The sequence below is a fragment of the Aminobacter sp. AP02 genome, assembly GCF_003148805.1.
Lineage (GTDB): Bacteria > Pseudomonadota > Alphaproteobacteria > Rhizobiales > Rhizobiaceae > Aminobacter.
Window position 1 is genome coordinate 80,541 of record NZ_QGGX01000003.1, and the last position, 16,557, is coordinate 97,097.

Consider the following 16,557-nt stretch of genomic DNA (forward strand, 5'->3'; position numbering starts at 1 on the left):
GCTACTGAAGGATTTCGTCCACGGCGCGCTTTAGCTCGTCCTTGATGGCAGCAGTTTCGGCCATCACCTGGTCGATCTTGAGAAAGTCAAGGGCACGGAACCGGGACACCGGCGGCCTGAGAAAGATGTCGGGCGGATTCTGACCGATCTTGTTGGCGATGATCGACTGCATCATCAGCTGACTGGCCCCGAACATCAGATCAATGGAATTGGGCTGCTTGCGTCCATTTTCGAACGGCGCGCCAACGACGTCGATGGCAATGGTAAAATCGGCAAGGCCCTCAAGCAGGTCGAACGGCACCGGATTGTAGATGCCGCCGTCGATGTAGAGCGTGTTGCCGCGCGTGACCGGCTTGAACACCGCCGGAATGGCGGCCGAGGCCGCCAGAGCAGAAAACAGCTCGCCTTGCTCGAACACCGACTGGCAATGGCCATAATAATCGGTCGCCGTCACCTTCAGCGGCAGCTTGAGCTCTTCAAAGGTTGCCGGAACACCCTCGGGCAGGAATGCCTTGAGTATCCGCTCGACATTGAACTGAGTAACCCTGATGCCGGCTTCGACCATTTCCGAAAGTGTGCCGGGCCTGGCACGCCACATGCGGCTGGCTACTTCAGCTGGCCGGCCAAGTACCGCACGCGCATGCTCATGTATCTCGCGGCCTGTCAGGCCTGCGGCCATGCCAGCTCCCATGACGGCACCGATGGACGAACCGGCGATGGCCACCGGCTTGATCCCCAGTTCGTCCAGCGCTTCGATGACATGGATATGGGCGAGGCCGCGTGCGCCGCCGCCACCCAGTGCCAGCGCGAAGGTCGCGCTCATCCCTTTGTTGCCTCGGCCAGCTTGGGGCCGAGGATCATGATTGCCGGTTCGACCGACAGCAGCTTGCGTGCTGCCGCCTTCACGTCATCGAGCTTGACGGCGTTGATGAGATCGACGCGCCGCTGGATGTAATCGATGCCGAGCTTGTCGGTCTGCAGATCGACCAGAGTGCCTGCAATCGCGCCCGAAGAATCCAGGTTGTTAATTGCGTAGGCACCGATCATGTACTTCTTGGCCGCATCGAGTTCGGCCTCGGTTGGCCCCTCTTCCGCCATCTTGCGCACGACGTCGCGAATGACGCCAAGTGTTTCGGCCGACCGGTCCGAACGGGTTGCCGTGCCAATGACCAGCGATGCCGAATGCGCCTGATCGATGAGCGCCGAGCTGACGCTATAGGCCAGGCCGCGCTTTTCACGCACTTCGTCGAACAGGCGCGACGAGAACGTCCCACCGCCAAGAATATGATCCATGAGAGCAGCGGCGAGGAAATCGGGCGCCTCGCGCGACACGCCAGGATAGACCAGTTGCAACGAAGTCTGCGGCAGCGGGTACTCGATATGCATTGTCTGGCCAAGCTTCGGTTCAGCGCGTTCGACCGGGCGCAGCTGCGCCTTCTCCGGCAGGTCGCCGAAGACCTCGTCGAGCCGCTTCTTCAGCGTTTCAGCGTCAATTGCGCCAACGACCGCAACATGCAGGTTTTCACGCGTGAAATTGGCCTTGTGGAAGGCGCGCAGATCTTCCGCGGTGACGGTTGCCAGCGATGCCTCCGTGCCGGTGTCCGGGCGCGCGTAGGGATGCGAGCTGTAGATCGCCTCCGCCCATTTGCGCGAGGCCTGGGTTTCGGGGTCGCGCGCATTGGCGACGATGCCGGAAATGATCTGCGAACGCATCCGGTCGATCGGCGCCTGGTCGAAGCGCGGCTTTTCGACCGCAAGCTCCAAAAGATCGAAGGCCTCATCTTGTCTGTCGGCCAGCATGCGCATGCCGCCGCCGACGGCGTCCTTGCTTTCGCTGAAACCCATTTCGGCGCCGGCTTCGTCGAGCTTGGTCTGGAAAGCTTCGCTGTCGAGATCACCGGCACCTTCGTCGAAAAGCCCGGTCATCAGATTGCCAAGTCCTTCCTTGCCGAGCGGGTCCTGGGTGCTACCGCCATCAAACCGGAATTTGATTGCGATGATCGGCACCGAATAGTCCTCGACCAGCCAGGCCGTGATGCCCTTGTCGGACTTGACCTCCTGGATCCTCACCTCGGCGCGCGCGGCGACAACAGCCGGCAGCACCAGAAACATCAGCGCCAGCGTCAGCGTCATCGCCGATACAAGCACCCTGAAACGCATTGCCGTGAGCGTGGTCATCAGATCATTTCTCGACAGTTTTCGACGGCAGCAGGTAACCGGCGACCGAGTGGTCAGGATTGAGGTACTTGGCGGCAACCGCCTTGATCTGGTCAACAGTCACCGCCTGAACCCTCTCGGGCCACTTCTCGATGTCTTCGACCGTTCCGCCGGTTGCCAGCGTGCTGCCGTAGATGTTGGCCATGCTCGACTGGTTGTCACGTGCAAAGATCATGGCGCGCACGAAACGGTCCTTGGCCTTGTCAAGTTCGTCGGCGGTCACGCCATCGTTGATGATGCGGCGGATCTCGACATCGACCGCCGCTTCAACCTGCTCCAGTCCGGCTTCGCCGCGCGGCGCGCCATAGACGGTGAAGCTGGTGTCATCGACCATCGTGCCTTCGAACATGGCGCCTGCGGACGAGGCGATCCCGTCCTTGACGACCAACCCTTGATAAAGCCGGCTCCGGTTTCCGCCACCAAGTATCTCCGAAAGCAGGTCAAGCGCCTCGGCCTCGCCAGCCTTGGCGGTCTGATAGGAAGGCACGACCCAGGCCTTGGAGAAACTCGGAATGCTGACGCGCTCGTCGGTCAGCTCGACTGTGCGCTTGGTGTTGTGCTCAGGCTCCTTCGGGCGAATGCGCGGCGGAAGGTCCGGCCCACGCGCGACCTTGCCATAGGTCTTTTCGGCCAGCGCCTTGACGGTATCGGGCTCGACATCGCCGGCTACGATCAGGATAGCGTTGTTGGGCGCGTAGTACTGGTTGTAGAAGGCGGTTGCGTCGACCCGGTTGAGCTTTTCAATCTCATGCATCCAGCCGATCACCGGTATCCGGTAAGGCTCGTTCTGGAAAAGCGTCGCGTCCACTTCCTCGTTGAGCAGCGCCCCGGGATTGGTCTCGACTCGCGCACGGCGCTCTTCGAGGATAACGTCGCGCTCAGGCCCGATCACCGCGTCGGTCAGCACCAGATTGCGCATCCGGTCGGCCTCGAAACTCATCATCGTTTCAAGTGCAGCCGGCGTGACCGTCTGGTGATAGGCGGTATAGTCATAAGTGGTGAAGGCGTTCTCGCTGCCGCCGATTTCAGCGACCTTCTGTCCGAACTCGCCCGCCTTATGGTTGGCGGTGCCTTTGAACATCAGATGCTCGAAGAAGTGCGCGATACCCGACTTGCCTGGCATTTCGTCGGCGCTGCCGACCTTGTACCAGACCATGTGGGTGACGATCGGCGCGCGGTGGTCTGGGATGACCACGACCTGCATGCCATTGTCGAGCGTGAAACTGGTGACCGTCCAGTCGCTCGGCGGTACTTCGGCCAGAGCCGGCGCTGCCCAGGCCAGGCCCAAGGCGAGTGCGGCCGGCAGCGAACCTTTGGCTCGCAAAAAACCCAATATCATCGACTGCCTCTGGTTGTAGACGTGCCTGCCTTATAGGCTTTGGCATGAAGCGGCGGGAAGTGAATTGTTCGTAATCTTCGGACCGGAAAGAGGCCGAAGTCAGGCGCCGCCAGCTATTCGGCCTGAATGAAGCGGATCACCGTCTCGCCGTAGGAGCGCTCGTCCACGATGGCAAAGCCGGGGCCGGGCTCGAAAGGAGCAGTCGCCACCTCCTCGACCACGCAGAGCGCACCGGGAGCAAGCCAGCCGCCGGCACGCGCCGAGCGCAACGCCTTTTCGCCGAGCCCCTTGCCATAGGGCGGATCGGCGAAGACCAGGCCAAAGGGCCCGAGTGTTCCCGCGTCGCCAAGACCGGTGGCATCGCGGCGGAAGATCTTGGTTCGGCCGGTCAAGCCGAAACTTTCGACATTGGTGCGGATGAGCCCGCGGCCCTCCGCCGATTCCTCTATGAACACGCAGTAGGACGCGCCACGCGACAGCGCCTCGATGCCGAGCGCGCCGGTGCCCGCGAAAAGATCGAGCACGCGCGCGCTTTCGAGACTGTCACCGAAGCGGTGGGCAAGCATGTTGAACACCGCCTCGCGGGTGCGGTCGGTGGTGGGGCGAATGGCGTTGTCACGCGGCGTGGCCAACGGCCTGCCGCGCAGTTCGCCACCAACAACCCGCATCAGCCGCGATCCCGGCGTGGACCGCCGGGCCGTCCGCCACGCGGGCCATCGCCCCTTGGCTTGTCGGAACGTGGCTTGTCAAAGCGAGGCTTGTCGGAACGAGGCTTGTCGAAGTCAGGCTTGCCGCGCGGCGGCCTCGCTGCAGCGTCGGCCTTGGCCTTTTCGCTCTGCGGACGGGCGCCCGGTGCCATCCAGACATTGGCCTTGCGTGCGCCAGGGGTTTCGAACGGCTTCTTTTCGCGTTCGTCGCCCTTCTTGCCGCCAAACTTGGGCCTGTCGCCGAACTTCGGCTTGTCACCGAATTTTGGCTTGTCACCGAACTTGGGTTTGTCGCCAAATTTGGGCCTGTCGCCAAAGCTGGGGCGCTCGGTCGACAGTCGGCCAAGCACGTCCTCGCGGTGACGCTCGTTGGAACGCTTGCGGTTCTTGATCAGACCGCCCTCGCCGATGCGACCGCGCTCGCCGTCGCGCTGGAACTTGGGACGCTCCGGCTCTTCAACGCGTGGCGCCTCGCGGCGGAACGTCGGCTTGTTGGAGAACGGCTTGACGATGTCGGCGTCGAAATTGGCACCCGACTCCTCGATCAGCCGCTCGCCGAGCTGGTCGCGCAGCATCTTGCCCTTGATCTCCTGAACATGGCCCTCAGGCAGTTCGCCGAGCTGGAACGGACCGTAGGAGATGCGGATCAGGCGATTCACTTCCAGGCCGAGCGCGCCGAGGATGTTCTTGACCTCGCGGTTCTTGCCTTCGCGCAGGCCGATGGTGATCCAGGCATTGCTGCCCTGCTCGCGATCAAGCGTCGCTTCGATCGAGCCGTAGAACACGCCATCCACGGCGATGCCGTCCTTGAGCCCGTCCAGGGTCTTCTGCTCGACCTTGCCATGGACGCGCACGCGGTAGCGGCGCAGCCAGCCCGTCGCCGGCAGCTCGAGCACGCGCGACAGCCCGCCGTCATTGGTGAGCAGCAAAAGGCCTTCGGTGTTGATGTCGAGCCGGCCGATGGTCATCAGGCGCGGCAGTTCCTGCGGCAGCACGTCAAAGACCGTCTTGCGGCCTTCGGGATCGCGGTTAGTTGTGACAACACCTGCCGGCTTGTGGAACAGGAACAGCCGCGTGCGCTCGATCGGCGGGATTTCCATGCCATCGAGATGGATGATGTCGTCCGGCATGACATTGACCGCCGGCGACTCCAGCACCTTGTTATTGACCTTGACCCGGCCGGCGGCGATCAGCTCCTCGGCATCGCGACGCGAGGCAAGGCCCGCACGCGCCAGGCGCTTGGCGATGCGCTCGCCCGGCTCAGGCGCGTCCTCGGGAGCGCGCGAACGCGGCTTGAAGCCCTCGGTCTTCGGGCGGCGGTCGCCGTCAGGCCTCGGGCGGAACGTCCTTGCCTCGCCTTCGCCGCGCGGCTGATCACGGTCGAACCGGCCGGGGCGCGCAGCACCGCCTTCACGCTTTTCGTAAGACTTGCCCTGATACCCCTCGCGCTTTTCGAAAGGCCTGCCTTCCGGGCGAGGCCCCTTGTGAAACGGACGCTCGGAGCGCTCGGGCCGTGCTTCGCCGTCACGCGGACGATCGCCATGGTATTCGCGGCGCGGACGCTCGCTGCCCTCGGCACCTTCGGCGTGACGCGGACGATAGGGCTTGTCGCCAAAAGAGCGACCGCCTTCGCGGCCTTCGTAGGACTTGCCCTCGGGGCGTGGCCCCTTTCGGAACGGCGCTGCCGAGCGTTCGGGACGCGCTGAACCGTCGCGCGGAGCGTAATCGCGCTTAGGGCGTTCGCCGCCTTCAGCGCGCTTCACGTATGGCTTCTTGGCGAAGGGCTTGTCGCCAAAGGAGCGGTCGCCTTCGCGCTTCTCGTAGGGTTTGCCCTCGGGGCGCGGTCCCTTGCGGAACGGGGCTGCCGAGCGTTCTGGACGGGCAGCACCGTCGCGCGGAGCGTAATCACGCTTTGGGCGTTCGCCACCTTCGGCGCCTTCGGAGCGCTTCACAAACGGCTTCTTCGCAAACGGCTTGGCGCCCCCTTCAGCGCGCGGCTTGCCGAATTTCTTCGGAGCACCGTCACGGGCACCTGCGCCAGCTGGTTTGGAACCGCCCTTGCGCGGGAATTTTTTTCGATCGTCGTCCATGGTGGCCTTTGCCCTTTTCGGCGGCTAGATAACAGGAAGCTCGGGGGTTAGCGAGGGGTAACAGGATGGTTGTGGCGTGAAACGGCCCGATTACATGGCCTTGGCCTTCGCGGAGGCGGAAGCTGCGGCCGAACGCGGCGAAGTGCCGATAGGAGCGGTCATCGTCCGTGGCAGCGAAATCGTCGCGCGCGCCGGTAACCGCACCCGCGAACTCAACGACGTCACGGCCCATGCCGAAGTGCTGGCCATCCGCGAGGCGTCGGAGAAATTTGGCTCCGAGCGGCTCACTGGCCACGATCTTTATGTCACGCTGGAACCCTGCACGATGTGCGCCGCAGCCATTTCATTCGCTCGACTGAGACGGCTTTATTTCGGCGCATCGGACGACAAGGGCGGTGCTGTTGTCAGTGGCGTGCGCTTCTTCGCTTCGCCGACCTGCCACCACGCGCCCGACGTCTATCCCGGGATAGGCGAAACGCGCGCGGCCGAAATACTCAAAGGCTTCTTCAAGGACCGTCGCGACCTCTAAAAAGTCGCGACGTCGTCAACGCTGGATCAGAACGGCCACCAGCTGCTGCTCTTCTTGGCAAGCTGCTTCTTGCGGCGCTCCTTCTTGACCTCGTCTTCGCCGAGTTCATCCTGGGCAGCCGTGGCAGCGGCCTGGCGGTAAGCCAGAGGCGGCTCGCTCAGATACTTGCGTGTAGTTGCGCTGCCCTGCTTGCTCTCGCGCAGGCGGCGCTCGATCTCGAGCTTGCGCTGTTCAGGCGTCCACGTGCTCATGTCGGGCCCGTTCAACGCCGACATGTCGTTGATGACCTGGGGCTCGAAGTTCGGATTGTCGCGATTCTTGGTCGCGTCATCGCGGATTCGCGCACGGCGCGCCTCGGGCGATTCGGGCCAATCAGCGCTCGCGGTCTGGACGATGTTGTCCTGCGGGGTCGGCAAAGCGGCCTGTGCCCCGGTCTTCGGCTTCACCAGTTCCGGACGAGGCTTATAGTCGATGCTGTTGGTCTTCGGCTTCAACGACACGATGTTCGTCAAGTCGCTGGCAAGCTGCGTGGTCGCCGACTTGTCGGTACCGTAGGTGGGCGCGCTCATGCAGCCCGTAAGCGCCAGGCCGGAAACGGCGAGCGACGCAAGCAAAGCTCCGCGCGCGCTGATGCGGTCCGTCATGCCAGTAATTTTCACTCGAACGCCTCTCGCTAGATGCCGGCCTTGAGCCGTGTCCCGGTCCGTATGCTCATCCGACGGAATTCCGGCGACAATTTGTCTGCCGAAGTTTCGCGCTTTTACCTTAACGAGCCGTCAAGGGCAACGACCGGCTGACAGCGTCATGCCGGTCGTTGCAATTCGATAATCCTACAGCCGACCCAGCGCCTGCAGTTCACGCAATGCCGCGGCATCGCGGGCCGAGACATCGGCAAACACCGCGTCCGAGCCGACGTCGCTTGTGTAGCGCCAGGAGCGCGCGCACTTGGTCAGCCCCCGGCCCTCGGCCTTCTCCACGACAACCGCCACGCCCGGAACTTCGCGCAAGACAAAAGAATCAGCCGAGGCATCCTCATGCGAGATGACCAGATCGCTGGTGATGCAGATTTCGGCCAGGTCGATGCCGTCAAGCGCCTCTTCGAGCACCGCGTCGGTCATGTAGACCACGGGAACCGCCTCGAGCGACGAGCCGATGGTCTTTTTGGCGCGCTCCAGCTCCAGGGCGCCGGTGACGACGCCGCGAACCTGGCGGATCTTGCGCCACTTCTCGGCCAGCGCATCGTCGCGCCATTCGGTCGGCACTTCGGGGAACTGTTCGAGATGAACCGACTCGGCCTGCGGGTTGCGCTCCAGCCATGCTTCTTCGGTGGTAAAGGGCAGCATCGGCGCCAGCCACTTCACCAGGCAGTTGAACAGCTCGCGCACGACCTGCACGGCGGCCTTGCGGCGGATGCTCGACGGCGCGTCGCAATAGAGCACGTCCTTGCGGATGTCGAAGTAGAAGGCCGACAGCTCGACGACCATGAAGTCGATCAGCGCACGGGTGATGCGCTTGAACTCGAACTCGTCATAGCCCTTGCGCACAAGCGCATCGAGTTCGGCGAGCCGGTGCAGCATCAGCCTTTCAAGCTCGGGCATCTCGGCAAGTGCCACCTGTTCGCCTTCGTCATGTGCAAGCGTGCCGAGCATCCAGCGGATGGTGTTGCGCAGCTTGCGGTAGGCGTCGATGTTGGTCTGCAGCACGTTCTTGCCGAGGCGCTGGTCTTCCCAGTAGTCGGTCGTCATCACCCACAGGCGCAGGATATCGGCACCAGACTGCTTCATGACGTCCTGGGGGACGACCGTGTTGCCGAGCGATTTCGACATCTTGCGGCCTTCTTCGTCCATGGTGAAACCATGGGTGACGACGGCCTTGTAGGGCGCACGGCCACGCGTGCCGCATGCTTCGATCAAGGAAGAATGAAACCAGCCGCGATGCTGGTCGGAGCCTTCGAGATAGACGTCAGCCGGCCACTTGAGATCCGGCCGGTCCTCCAGAGTAAACGCATGCGTCGAGCCCGAGTCGAACCAGACATCCAGGATGTCCATTACCTGCTTCCACGGCTCATTGGCGCGCGAACCCAGGAAGCGCTCGCGAGCACCCTGGGCGAACCAGGCATCGGCGCCTTCCTTTTCGAAAGCTTCGACGATACGGGCGTTGACCGCCTCGTCCTTCAGCACATTGCCGTCGGCATCGGCGAAGATGGCGATCGGTACGCCCCAGGCGCGCTGACGTGACAGTACCCAGTCGGGCTTTTCCGCGATCATCGATCGCAGGCGCGTCTGGCCGGCCGCCGGCACGAAGCGAGTGTCGTCGATGGCCTGCAGCGCACGGCTGCGCAGCGTCGTGCCGTCGCCGAGTTGCTTGTCCATGTAGATAAACCACTGCGGCGTATTGCGGAAGATGACCGGCTTCTTCGAGCGCCAGCTGTGGGGGTAGCTGTGCTTGAGGCGTCCGCGCGCAAACAGCGCGCCGCGCTTGATCAACTCGTCGATGACGGCCTTGTTGGCATCGCCCTTCTTGCCGTGATCGTCGATGACGCGTGCCGCTCCGCCATCGCGATCCGGACCGAAGCCCGGCGCGTCCTTGGTGTAGTAGCCGGCATCATCGACGGGGAAAGGCAGGCGCGTATCGATGCCGCGCTTTTCCAGTTCGGCGACAGCATCCATCCAGGCGTCGAAGTCCTCGCGGCCGTGGCTTGGCGACGTGTGGACGAAACCGGTACCGGCGTCGTCGGTGACATGGTCGCCTGCGAGCATTGGGACGGGAAACGCATAGCCACCCGCGAGCCCTTCGAACGGGTGGGAAAGCGTAAGGTTTCCAAGCTCATCGGCCGATACGCTGCGAAGACGATTCAACTTGATCTTGGCTTTCGCTTCGGACTCTTCGGCCAAGGCATCGGCAAAGATCAGCTTTTCGCCCGGTTGTGGACCGAAGTCATTTTCGGCTGCCGTGACTTCGTAAAGGCTGTAGCCTACGCGCGGCGAATAGTTGACCGCGCGGTTGCCGGGGATGGTCCAGGGCGTCGTCGTCCAGATGACGACATGCGCGCCGGCCAGTGTGTCAGACCCGGTCGCCACGGGGAATTTCACCCAGATCGTGTCGCTCTCGTAGTCCTGGTACTCAACCTCAGCTTCGGCAAGGGCGGTACGCTCGACAACCGACCACATCACCGGCTTGGAGCCACGGTAGAGCTGGCCCGACATGGCGAACTTCAACAGCTCGCCAGCGATACGCGCTTCGGCGTGGAAGTTCATGGTTGTGTAGGGATTCTTGAAATCGCCGACGACGCCGAGACGCTGGAATTCCTCGGCCTGGATACCGATCCAGCCGGCGGCGAACTCACGACATTCCCTACGGAACTCGTTGATCTCGACCTCGTCCTTGTTCTTGCCGGCGGCGCGGTACTTTTCCTCGATCTTCCACTCGATCGGCAGGCCGTGGCAGTCCCAGCCCGGCACGTAATTGGAGTCGTAGCCGCGCATCTGGAACGAGCGGGTGATGACGTCCTTTAGGATCTTGTTCAGCGCATGGCCGATGTGGATGTTGCCATTGGCGTAGGGCGGGCCGTCATGCAGCACATACTTCTCGCGGCCGGCGGCACTCTCGCGCAGGCGCTTGTAGAGATCCATCTTCTGCCAGCGGGCAACCGTCACGGGCTCCTTCTCAGGCAGGCCGGCGCGCATCGGAAACTCCGTCTGCGGCAGGTAAAGGGTCTTGGAATAGTCGATCTTTACGGACGTATCGGTCATTTGTCTTGCCATCTTGCCCGGCAAAGCTGCCACGGGCGTTCAACTGTCATGATGTGAAAAAGGCGCCGTGCGGCGCGCAGGCAAAAAGTCCCGGACTTGCGGACAGCCTCAGGCCACCCGGAAGGCCGGGCCTGTAATTCGTATCGCGGTCGCGAAGACGGGCGCAAAAAATCTCATGGCCGCGCTTTTAGCGGAGGTCCAGCGCGGAATAAAGCGTCTAATTCGCTTGAGATCAAAGGTTGAAGTCGAACCGGTAGCTTGTCGAGACCCCGACCGTCACCTGATTGCGCGAGCCACGTTCCTTGACGATGGTGGAATCCCCTGCCGGTCCCATCAGCCTGGAGTACTCGGTGAACAGGCTCGCGACGACATTATCGGTAGCCTTCCAGCCGATCGCGCCACCGACGCCAACCGAATTGATGCCACTGCCAGGGTCGTACTGGCCAAGTCCGGAAGCGGCCGATTGCTGTGCGTTCACGCCGTAATAGGTTTCAAAATAGTCGGCCGACGCAAACGAGACGCGTGGCCCGCCCGAAACGCGAACGTTCGGCGCGACATCGTGGAACGCATCCACCGCTATGTCGGCAACGAAGCCGTTATGCGACCTGATGCCATGGCGCAGCTCGGCGCGCGCGCGCATCCAGTCCGTCGGATAGAACTCGAAGAAGCCGCCGAGCTCGCCGCCCCAGGGGATGTCGGCCAATCCCTGCAACTCATCGTCGGCATCGCGACCAAAATTGATCTTTCCGGCAACGCCGGCGCGAACGACGCCGTCGTCGATCAGCGCAAGCGATATGTTGTCGTTTCGTGAGGAATAGCGGAGTTCGGGGCCAGCCTTGCCGAGCGACACGATCGGCAGAGCGCTCAGCATGTAAGACTTCGAGCCTTCGAAGCTTGGACGAACCATGCCGGTCGCGCCAAGTGTCAGATACCAGTCGCCCGAGAACCAGCCGAAAGCGCCCTCGTCCGCCGTTGCCGCACCGCTTGCCAGAACCAGAACCGAAACCGCTGCCGAAATACAACCGATAGACGCCATCACAACCCCGCGTACACCACAAACCCAATCGCCAGGAAGAACTGGCTTTGATGCCAACAGCGTAAAATTTGAATTAAATTTTGCTGCCGACACAAAGGTTTATTTCTCTCCTCAGACAGGCCGCCACTGGACCGACTCGGTTGGCGAGGCTAGCCTCCGAGACGGGCATAGTGCCACCCTTAATTGAGGACCGATCATTTCAAGGAGACGGGTTCGATGGCTATTTCAGAACAACTGCCGCAAGTGCGTTCGAAATGGGGTTGGTTCGTAGCGCTTGGTGTACTTGTACTTGCCTTGGGTATCATCGCTGCGGGCAATCTTATGGTCGCGACCGCCGCATCGGTGCTTTTCGTCGGGACGCTGATGATCGTGGCCGGCGTGATCGAGATCGTGCATGCCTTCGGTGTGAAAAGCTGGGGCACGTTCTTCTGGTGGCTGCTGAGCGGCATCCTCTATGTCGTCGCCGGCTACCTGGCCTTCACCAACCCGCTGCTGACGACAGCAATCCTGACACTGTTTCTGGCAATCAGCCTGATTGCGTCGGGTGTCATGCGCATCTGGATCGGCTTCACGAGCAAGGGGCTCGAAGGCTGGGGCTGGGTCGTGTTCTCCGGGGTCATCACCGTGCTCGCCGGCCTGGTCATTGCGGCCGGCTGGCCGGTAAACAGCCTGTTTATCCTCGGCATCTTTCTCGCCGTTGACCTTATCGTCCAGGGCATCACCTACATCGCCTTTGGCCTGGGCCTCAGGAAGGTTGCTTAAAAGGCGATAGCCTGGTCAAGTTCCGAGAGAGGGCGCACGCCAGAGAGCAGCGCCCTCGCCTCGGCTTCGTCTTGCTTCATCTGGGCAACCAGCGGGTCAAGGCCGTCGAACTTCACTTCGCCCCTGAGATAGCCGAACAGCGAAACCGACGCGACCTCGCCATAGAGATCGCCGGAAAAATCGAAGACGAAAGTTTCGAGCAACGGCGCGCCATTGTCGTTCACGGTCGGGCGCCGGCCGAAACTTGCCACGCCGTCAAACAAAGTGCCGTCGGCACGGCGAAAGCGGACGGCATAGATGCCCTCCTTCAGCCCTGTTTCGGGTGAGAGCCGCATGTTGGCTGTCGGAAACCCCAGCGTACGGCCAAGCTTCGCACCGCCCACCACCTCGGCCTCGACCGTGTAGCGATAGCCAAGTAGGCCCGCTGCTTCGGCCGCTTCTCCGGCAGCAAGCAGCTCGCGGATGCGGCTCGACGAGATGATCTCGGCACCCTCGTCGCGAAACGCGTCGACCAGGGTCACGCCAAATCCGTGACGTTCGCCCGCAGCCATCAGGAAGGCTGGGCCGCCTTGCCGGTTCTTGCCGAAATGGAAATCGAAACCGGTCACCACATGGCTGATGCCGAGCTGCTGCTCCAAAATGGCGGTGACGAAGTCCTCGGCCGAGAGACTGGAGAATTCGCCGGTGAAGGGCCGCTCTATCACGGCTGCGAAGCCGAGCGCCTCAAGAAGCCGCGCCTTGACATGGGGCGGCGTCAGCACAAACAGCGGAATGTCGGGACGGAACACTTTGCGCGGGTGCGGCTCAAAGGTCAGCACGAGTGCCGGCACATTGTGCCGACGCGCCTCTTCCAGAGCGCGTTCCAATACCGCCAGGTGGCCCCGATGGATGCCATCGAAATTGCCGATGGCAACGACACCGCCGCGCAGCCGCGCCGGCACGGCTTCCTCGCCTGAAACGCGGATAAAGCCCTGTTCCATCGCCTTGCCTACCGAAGCTTCGGAATGGTGGCGACCGGTGCATAACCGTGCTTGTCGAGAAAGGCGGCAAGCTTGGCCGTATCCGGCATGTGAGCATGCTCCCCATAGTCGCGGGCGTGGATGCCGCCTGAGACATAGAGCACATCAATGCCATTATCCGCAGCACCCTTGACGTCGGTGAACATGCCGTCGCCGACGGCGAGCGCCTCGGATCTGTCAACCTCGCGGCCGAGCACTTCGCCGGCAGCGGCGAGTGCTGCCTCATAGATAGGGCGGTGCGGCTTGCCGGAAACCAGCGTGCGTCCACCAAGTTGCCCGTAGTCGCGGGCAAGGGCGCCGGCGCACCAGATCAATTCGTGGCCGCGCTCGACGACGATATCGGGGTTGGCGCAGATGAAGGGAAGATTGCGCGCACGCAGCCGGCGAAGCATCTCGGAATAATCGTCGGGCGTTTCGGTCTCGTCGTCAAAAAGCCCGGTGCAGACCACTGTAGCGGCCTCAAATTCTTCGACCAGTTCGATGTCGAGGCCATTATAGAGCGGGTAGTCGCGATCGGGGCCGATATGGAAGACGCGGCGAGGCCCTGAGCGGATCAGGTCACGCGTGACATCGCCGGACGTGACGACCCGGTCCCAGGCGGACGTGGGCACACCCAGATTGGCCAGCTGGGCGATGACGCCTTCGCGCGGACGCGGCGCATTGGTGATCAGGACCACCGCCACCCCCTTCTCGCGTGCCGCGTGCAGGGCCGCTGCCGCTTCGGCAAAAGCTTCCACGCCGTTGTGAATTACGCCCCAGACGTCGCACAGCAGGGCCGAGTAGCGGCCAGTCAGCGTTTCAAGCGACGCGATTGATTGAGGCAAGCCGGCCATTGTCTGTCCTTCGATCGGTCCCATCGGGAGAATTTGGCCGGTCGGCCAAGCAGCCCGGAATTATCTGAACCGGCCCGTCCTGTCACCAGCTTTCACCTCGGACATCCATTGCGGCAACTAAAACTGTCGCCGCCAAAGGCATCCGCATGGTAAACGACAGGCAAATTCGGAACTGCATTTTCTCGATGATCCGAAAACCGCTAATTTAAGGATTTTGTGAGATCGTCCCCTGATTGAGCTTGGGGGCCAATTCCATGATCCGCAAATTCCTGAAGGACGAACGCGGCAACTACGCGATCTTGACCGCCGCCGCGATGGTACCGATCATGGGCGCGTTGGCGCTCGCCATCGATTACGCCGAGATCTCGCGTCAACGCGAAGTGGTGCGAAATTCACTCGATGCTGCGGGCATGGCTGTCGCACGACGCATTCTCGACGGGTCGAACGGCGAACCGCTGACCGACGCCCAACTGAAGAGCTACGCCGCCGATTTCTTCAACAACAATCTCGGTTCCGTCAAGCCTGCCAACGCGCCCCTGAAAGTGACGCTGCCTAACAACAACTTTGGTGGCGGCATGTTGGAGATGGAAGCCACGCTCACATACAAGCCATACTTCCTGCCAGTCGCTGCCGCGCTGCTGGGCAAAACCAGCGACAACGTCAACCTCAGTTTTGTCGTCAAGTCAGGAATCCGGCTCCAGAACACAATAGAAGTGGCACTTGTACTTGATAACTCAAAATCGATGGAAAATTTGGGATCCGGCACGGGTCAAAGGCGTATTGATCTCCTGAGGGCCGCCTCAACACAGCTCGTCGCCAGGATGGCTGAACAGGCCAGTGCGATGCGGCAGATAAACGAACCTGTCCGCTTCGGTGTGGTGCCGTTTGCCGCGTCGGTCAACATCGCACCCGACACAGACTCGAAGCCGTGGCTGGACACTGATGGGCTGTCTCCGATCCATCATGAGAATTTCGATTGGTCAAAAATGACGCGTGCAAACATGACGACCGCGGACATTGCTCAGATCGGTGAACGTTTCGCGAGATATTCGGGTGGCGCTTGGGTCAAGGACGGGACTGGCTGGGGCCCGACTGAGGGCGGCTATCTGACCCGGTTCAGCCTTTATCAGGACATCCTCGCACAAACGGACCGCGAAGCGATCCCCAATAGCTCGCGACGCGTTTGCAAGAATCCGACATCCGGAACTTGCAATTCATACACCACCGACAAGGAGTATCAGTACACGGTGGAACAATACACAAGCTGGCAAGGGTGCGTGGAGGCCCGCCCCACTCCCTACAATAACGACGACACGCCTGCTACAAAAACAATTCCCGCCACCTTGTTCGTTCCTATGTTCGCGCCCGATGAGGCTGGGCACCTTTGGCGCGATCTCAACGACGACAATATCAACGAACTTAAGGACACGACCAACTATGGTTATAAGAACTCATGGTGGGCGGACTGGAACGACGACAAGACCGTAGCTACCCGCCAGGCGGACATGCGGAAATACTTCCGTACCAAGCCTTTCAAAGCGAGCGCGGCAGGTGACGGCTATGGACCGAATTTCTCCTGCACAACGACCCCTGTCACGCCACTGACGGACGTCACTACTGCTGCTGGAAGAGAACTCGTCGAGAACGCCATCAATGCGATGCAGCCCGGTGGCAACACCAACGTTCCCGAGGGCACAGCCTGGGGCTGGCGCGTAGTATCAAGCGGAGCCCCCTTCACCGAAGGGCGGCCGGACGGCCAGCGCGGCAACGACAAGGTCATCATCGTGCTGACAGACGGCGCCAACACTTACAGCCCTGCTAGCGGCAACGACGGAGCCAGCAACAAGTCGACCTATGCCGCTTACGGCTATGCTGGTCGAACCTATGCATCGAGCGGAGTCACCCGCATATTCAAGGATACGTCAAGCGCAGTCAGCAAGACCACGTATACTCAGAACAATTTCCAGGCCGCGATGGATGAAAACCTACAGAAGGTCTGCGCCAACGCAAAGGGCACGAACGCACGCAAGGCTGACGGATCTGGTTCCGACAACGTCATTGTGATGACCGTTTCGTTGGATCTCAGCGCGTCCAAATCGAGCGAGAAAAAGGCGATCGACGCAATGACCAACTGCGCATCCTACTCGCGCACCACTGCCGGCAAGAAGCTGTTTTGGAACGCCACCGGCGCCAATCTGATGCAGGTCTTCCAGGAAATCGCCGACGAGCTTTCCAACCTGCGCATCGTCAGCTGACCGCAGCGCCACCGATCC

The 16,557-nt window shown here is 61.8% G+C and carries 13 protein-coding genes; 3 read left to right on the top strand and 10 right to left on the bottom strand.

Annotated elements, in window-relative coordinates:
* Nucleotide 1 precedes the first annotated feature (1 nt).
* From C8K44_RS04225 to C8K44_RS04245, 5 genes are all read right to left on the bottom strand, one after another.
* Entirely contained in the window at nt 2-823 is an 822-nt protein-coding gene (locus C8K44_RS04225) for a patatin-like phospholipase family protein (protein ID WP_109574523.1), read from the bottom strand.
* Nucleotides 820-2,178 (bottom strand): pitrilysin family protein, encoded by a 1,359-nt coding sequence (locus C8K44_RS04230; protein ID WP_109574524.1) that lies wholly within the window; start codon nt 2,176-2,178, stop codon nt 820-822. Before C8K44_RS04230 ends, C8K44_RS04225 begins: the two co-directional genes overlap by 4 nt.
* 4 nt (nt 2,179-2,182) lie before the next feature.
* Nucleotides 2,183-3,556 (bottom strand): pitrilysin family protein, encoded by a 1,374-nt coding sequence (locus tag C8K44_RS04235; protein ID WP_109574525.1) that lies wholly within the window; start codon nt 3,554-3,556, stop codon nt 2,183-2,185.
* A gap of 113 nt (nt 3,557-3,669) precedes the next feature.
* On the bottom strand, nt 3,670-4,224 hold the full coding sequence (gene rsmD, locus C8K44_RS04240) for a 16S rRNA (guanine(966)-N(2))-methyltransferase RsmD (RefSeq protein ID WP_109574526.1): 555 nt from the start codon (nt 4,222-4,224) through the stop codon (nt 3,670-3,672).
* Nucleotides 4,224-6,353, bottom strand: a complete 2,130-nt coding sequence (locus tag C8K44_RS04245) for a pseudouridine synthase (RefSeq protein WP_109574527.1) — start codon at nt 6,351-6,353, stop codon at nt 4,224-4,226. Before C8K44_RS04245 ends, rsmD begins: the two co-directional genes overlap by 1 nt.
* A gap of 76 nt (nt 6,354-6,429) precedes the next feature.
* On the opposite strand from C8K44_RS04245, the gene C8K44_RS04250 reads away from it, so the two are divergent.
* On the top strand, nt 6,430-6,882 hold the full coding sequence (locus C8K44_RS04250; protein ID WP_109574528.1) for a nucleoside deaminase: 453 nt from the start codon (nt 6,430-6,432) through the stop codon (nt 6,880-6,882).
* 26 nt (nt 6,883-6,908) lie between these two features.
* Here C8K44_RS04250 and C8K44_RS04255 read toward each other — a convergent pair whose 3' ends face one another.
* From C8K44_RS04255 to C8K44_RS04265, 3 genes are all read right to left on the bottom strand, one after another.
* Entirely contained in the window at nt 6,909-7,526 is a 618-nt protein-coding gene (locus tag C8K44_RS04255; RefSeq protein WP_199227008.1) for a hypothetical protein, read from the bottom strand.
* A 186-nt stretch (nt 7,527-7,712) separates the two neighbouring features.
* On the bottom strand, nt 7,713-10,634 hold the full coding sequence (ileS, locus tag C8K44_RS04260; protein ID WP_109574530.1) for an isoleucine--tRNA ligase: 2,922 nt from the start codon (nt 10,632-10,634) through the stop codon (nt 7,713-7,715).
* Between the two features lie 232 nt (nt 10,635-10,866).
* On the bottom strand, nt 10,867-11,670 hold the full coding sequence (locus C8K44_RS04265) for a MipA/OmpV family protein (RefSeq protein ID WP_109574531.1): 804 nt from the start codon (nt 11,668-11,670) through the stop codon (nt 10,867-10,869).
* Nucleotides 11,671-11,886: 216 nt separating this feature from the next.
* On the opposite strand from C8K44_RS04265, the gene C8K44_RS04270 reads away from it, so the two are divergent.
* The gene (locus C8K44_RS04270) at nt 11,887-12,432 is read left to right on the top strand and encodes an HdeD family acid-resistance protein (protein WP_109574532.1); all 546 of its coding nucleotides are present in this window, start codon (nt 11,887-11,889) and stop codon (nt 12,430-12,432) included.
* Here the strand turns inward: C8K44_RS04270 and C8K44_RS04275 are convergent.
* Together C8K44_RS04275 and C8K44_RS04280 are read right to left on the bottom strand one after the other, a co-directional pair.
* Nucleotides 12,429-13,412, bottom strand: coding sequence for a bifunctional riboflavin kinase/FAD synthetase (locus C8K44_RS04275; protein ID WP_109574533.1), 984 nt, complete (start codon nt 13,410-13,412; stop codon nt 12,429-12,431). The two genes, C8K44_RS04270 and C8K44_RS04275, sit on opposite strands and share 4 nt — an antisense overlap.
* An 8-nt stretch (nt 13,413-13,420) precedes the next feature.
* On the bottom strand, nt 13,421-14,284 hold the full coding sequence (locus tag C8K44_RS04280; protein ID WP_109574796.1) for a TIGR01459 family HAD-type hydrolase: 864 nt from the start codon (nt 14,282-14,284) through the stop codon (nt 13,421-13,423).
* Nucleotides 14,285-14,538: 254 nt separating this feature from the next.
* Between C8K44_RS04280 and C8K44_RS04285 the strand changes: the two genes are divergently transcribed.
* A complete protein-coding gene (locus C8K44_RS04285) occupies nt 14,539-16,539 on the top strand; it encodes a TadE/TadG family type IV pilus assembly protein (RefSeq protein WP_109574534.1) in 2,001 nt (666 codons plus the stop codon).
* Nucleotides 16,540-16,557 lie beyond the last annotated feature (18 nt).

Coding starts and splice junctions, on each gene's coding strand:
- C8K44_RS04225 (WP_109574523.1), bottom strand. CDS start 823: ATGAGCGCGACCTTCGCGCTGGCACTGGGTGGCGGCGGCGCACGCGGC.
- C8K44_RS04230 (WP_109574524.1), bottom strand. CDS start 2,178: ATGACCACGCTCACGGCAATGCGTTTCAGGGTGCTTGTATCGGCGATG.
- C8K44_RS04235 (WP_109574525.1), bottom strand. CDS start 3,556: ATGATATTGGGTTTTTTGCGAGCCAAAGGTTCGCTGCCGGCCGCACTC.
- rsmD (WP_109574526.1), bottom strand. CDS start 4,224: ATGCGGGTTGTTGGTGGCGAACTGCGCGGCAGGCCGTTGGCCACGCCG.
- C8K44_RS04245 (WP_109574527.1), bottom strand. CDS start 6,353: ATGGACGACGATCGAAAAAAATTCCCGCGCAAGGGCGGTTCCAAACCA.
- C8K44_RS04255 (WP_199227008.1), bottom strand. CDS start 7,526: ATGACGGACCGCATCAGCGCGCGCGGAGCTTTGCTTGCGTCGCTCGCC.
- ileS (WP_109574530.1), bottom strand. CDS start 10,634: ATGACCGATACGTCCGTAAAGATCGACTATTCCAAGACCCTTTACCTG.
- C8K44_RS04265 (WP_109574531.1), bottom strand. CDS start 11,670: ATGGCGTCTATCGGTTGTATTTCGGCAGCGGTTTCGGTTCTGGTTCTG.
- C8K44_RS04270 (WP_109574532.1), top strand. CDS start 11,887: ATGGCTATTTCAGAACAACTGCCGCAAGTGCGTTCGAAATGGGGTTGG.
- C8K44_RS04275 (WP_109574533.1), bottom strand. CDS start 13,412: ATGGAACAGGGCTTTATCCGCGTTTCAGGCGAGGAAGCCGTGCCGGCG.
- C8K44_RS04280 (WP_109574796.1), bottom strand. CDS start 14,284: ATGGCCGGCTTGCCTCAATCAATCGCGTCGCTTGAAACGCTGACTGGC.
- C8K44_RS04285 (WP_109574534.1), top strand. CDS start 14,539: ATGATCCGCAAATTCCTGAAGGACGAACGCGGCAACTACGCGATCTTG.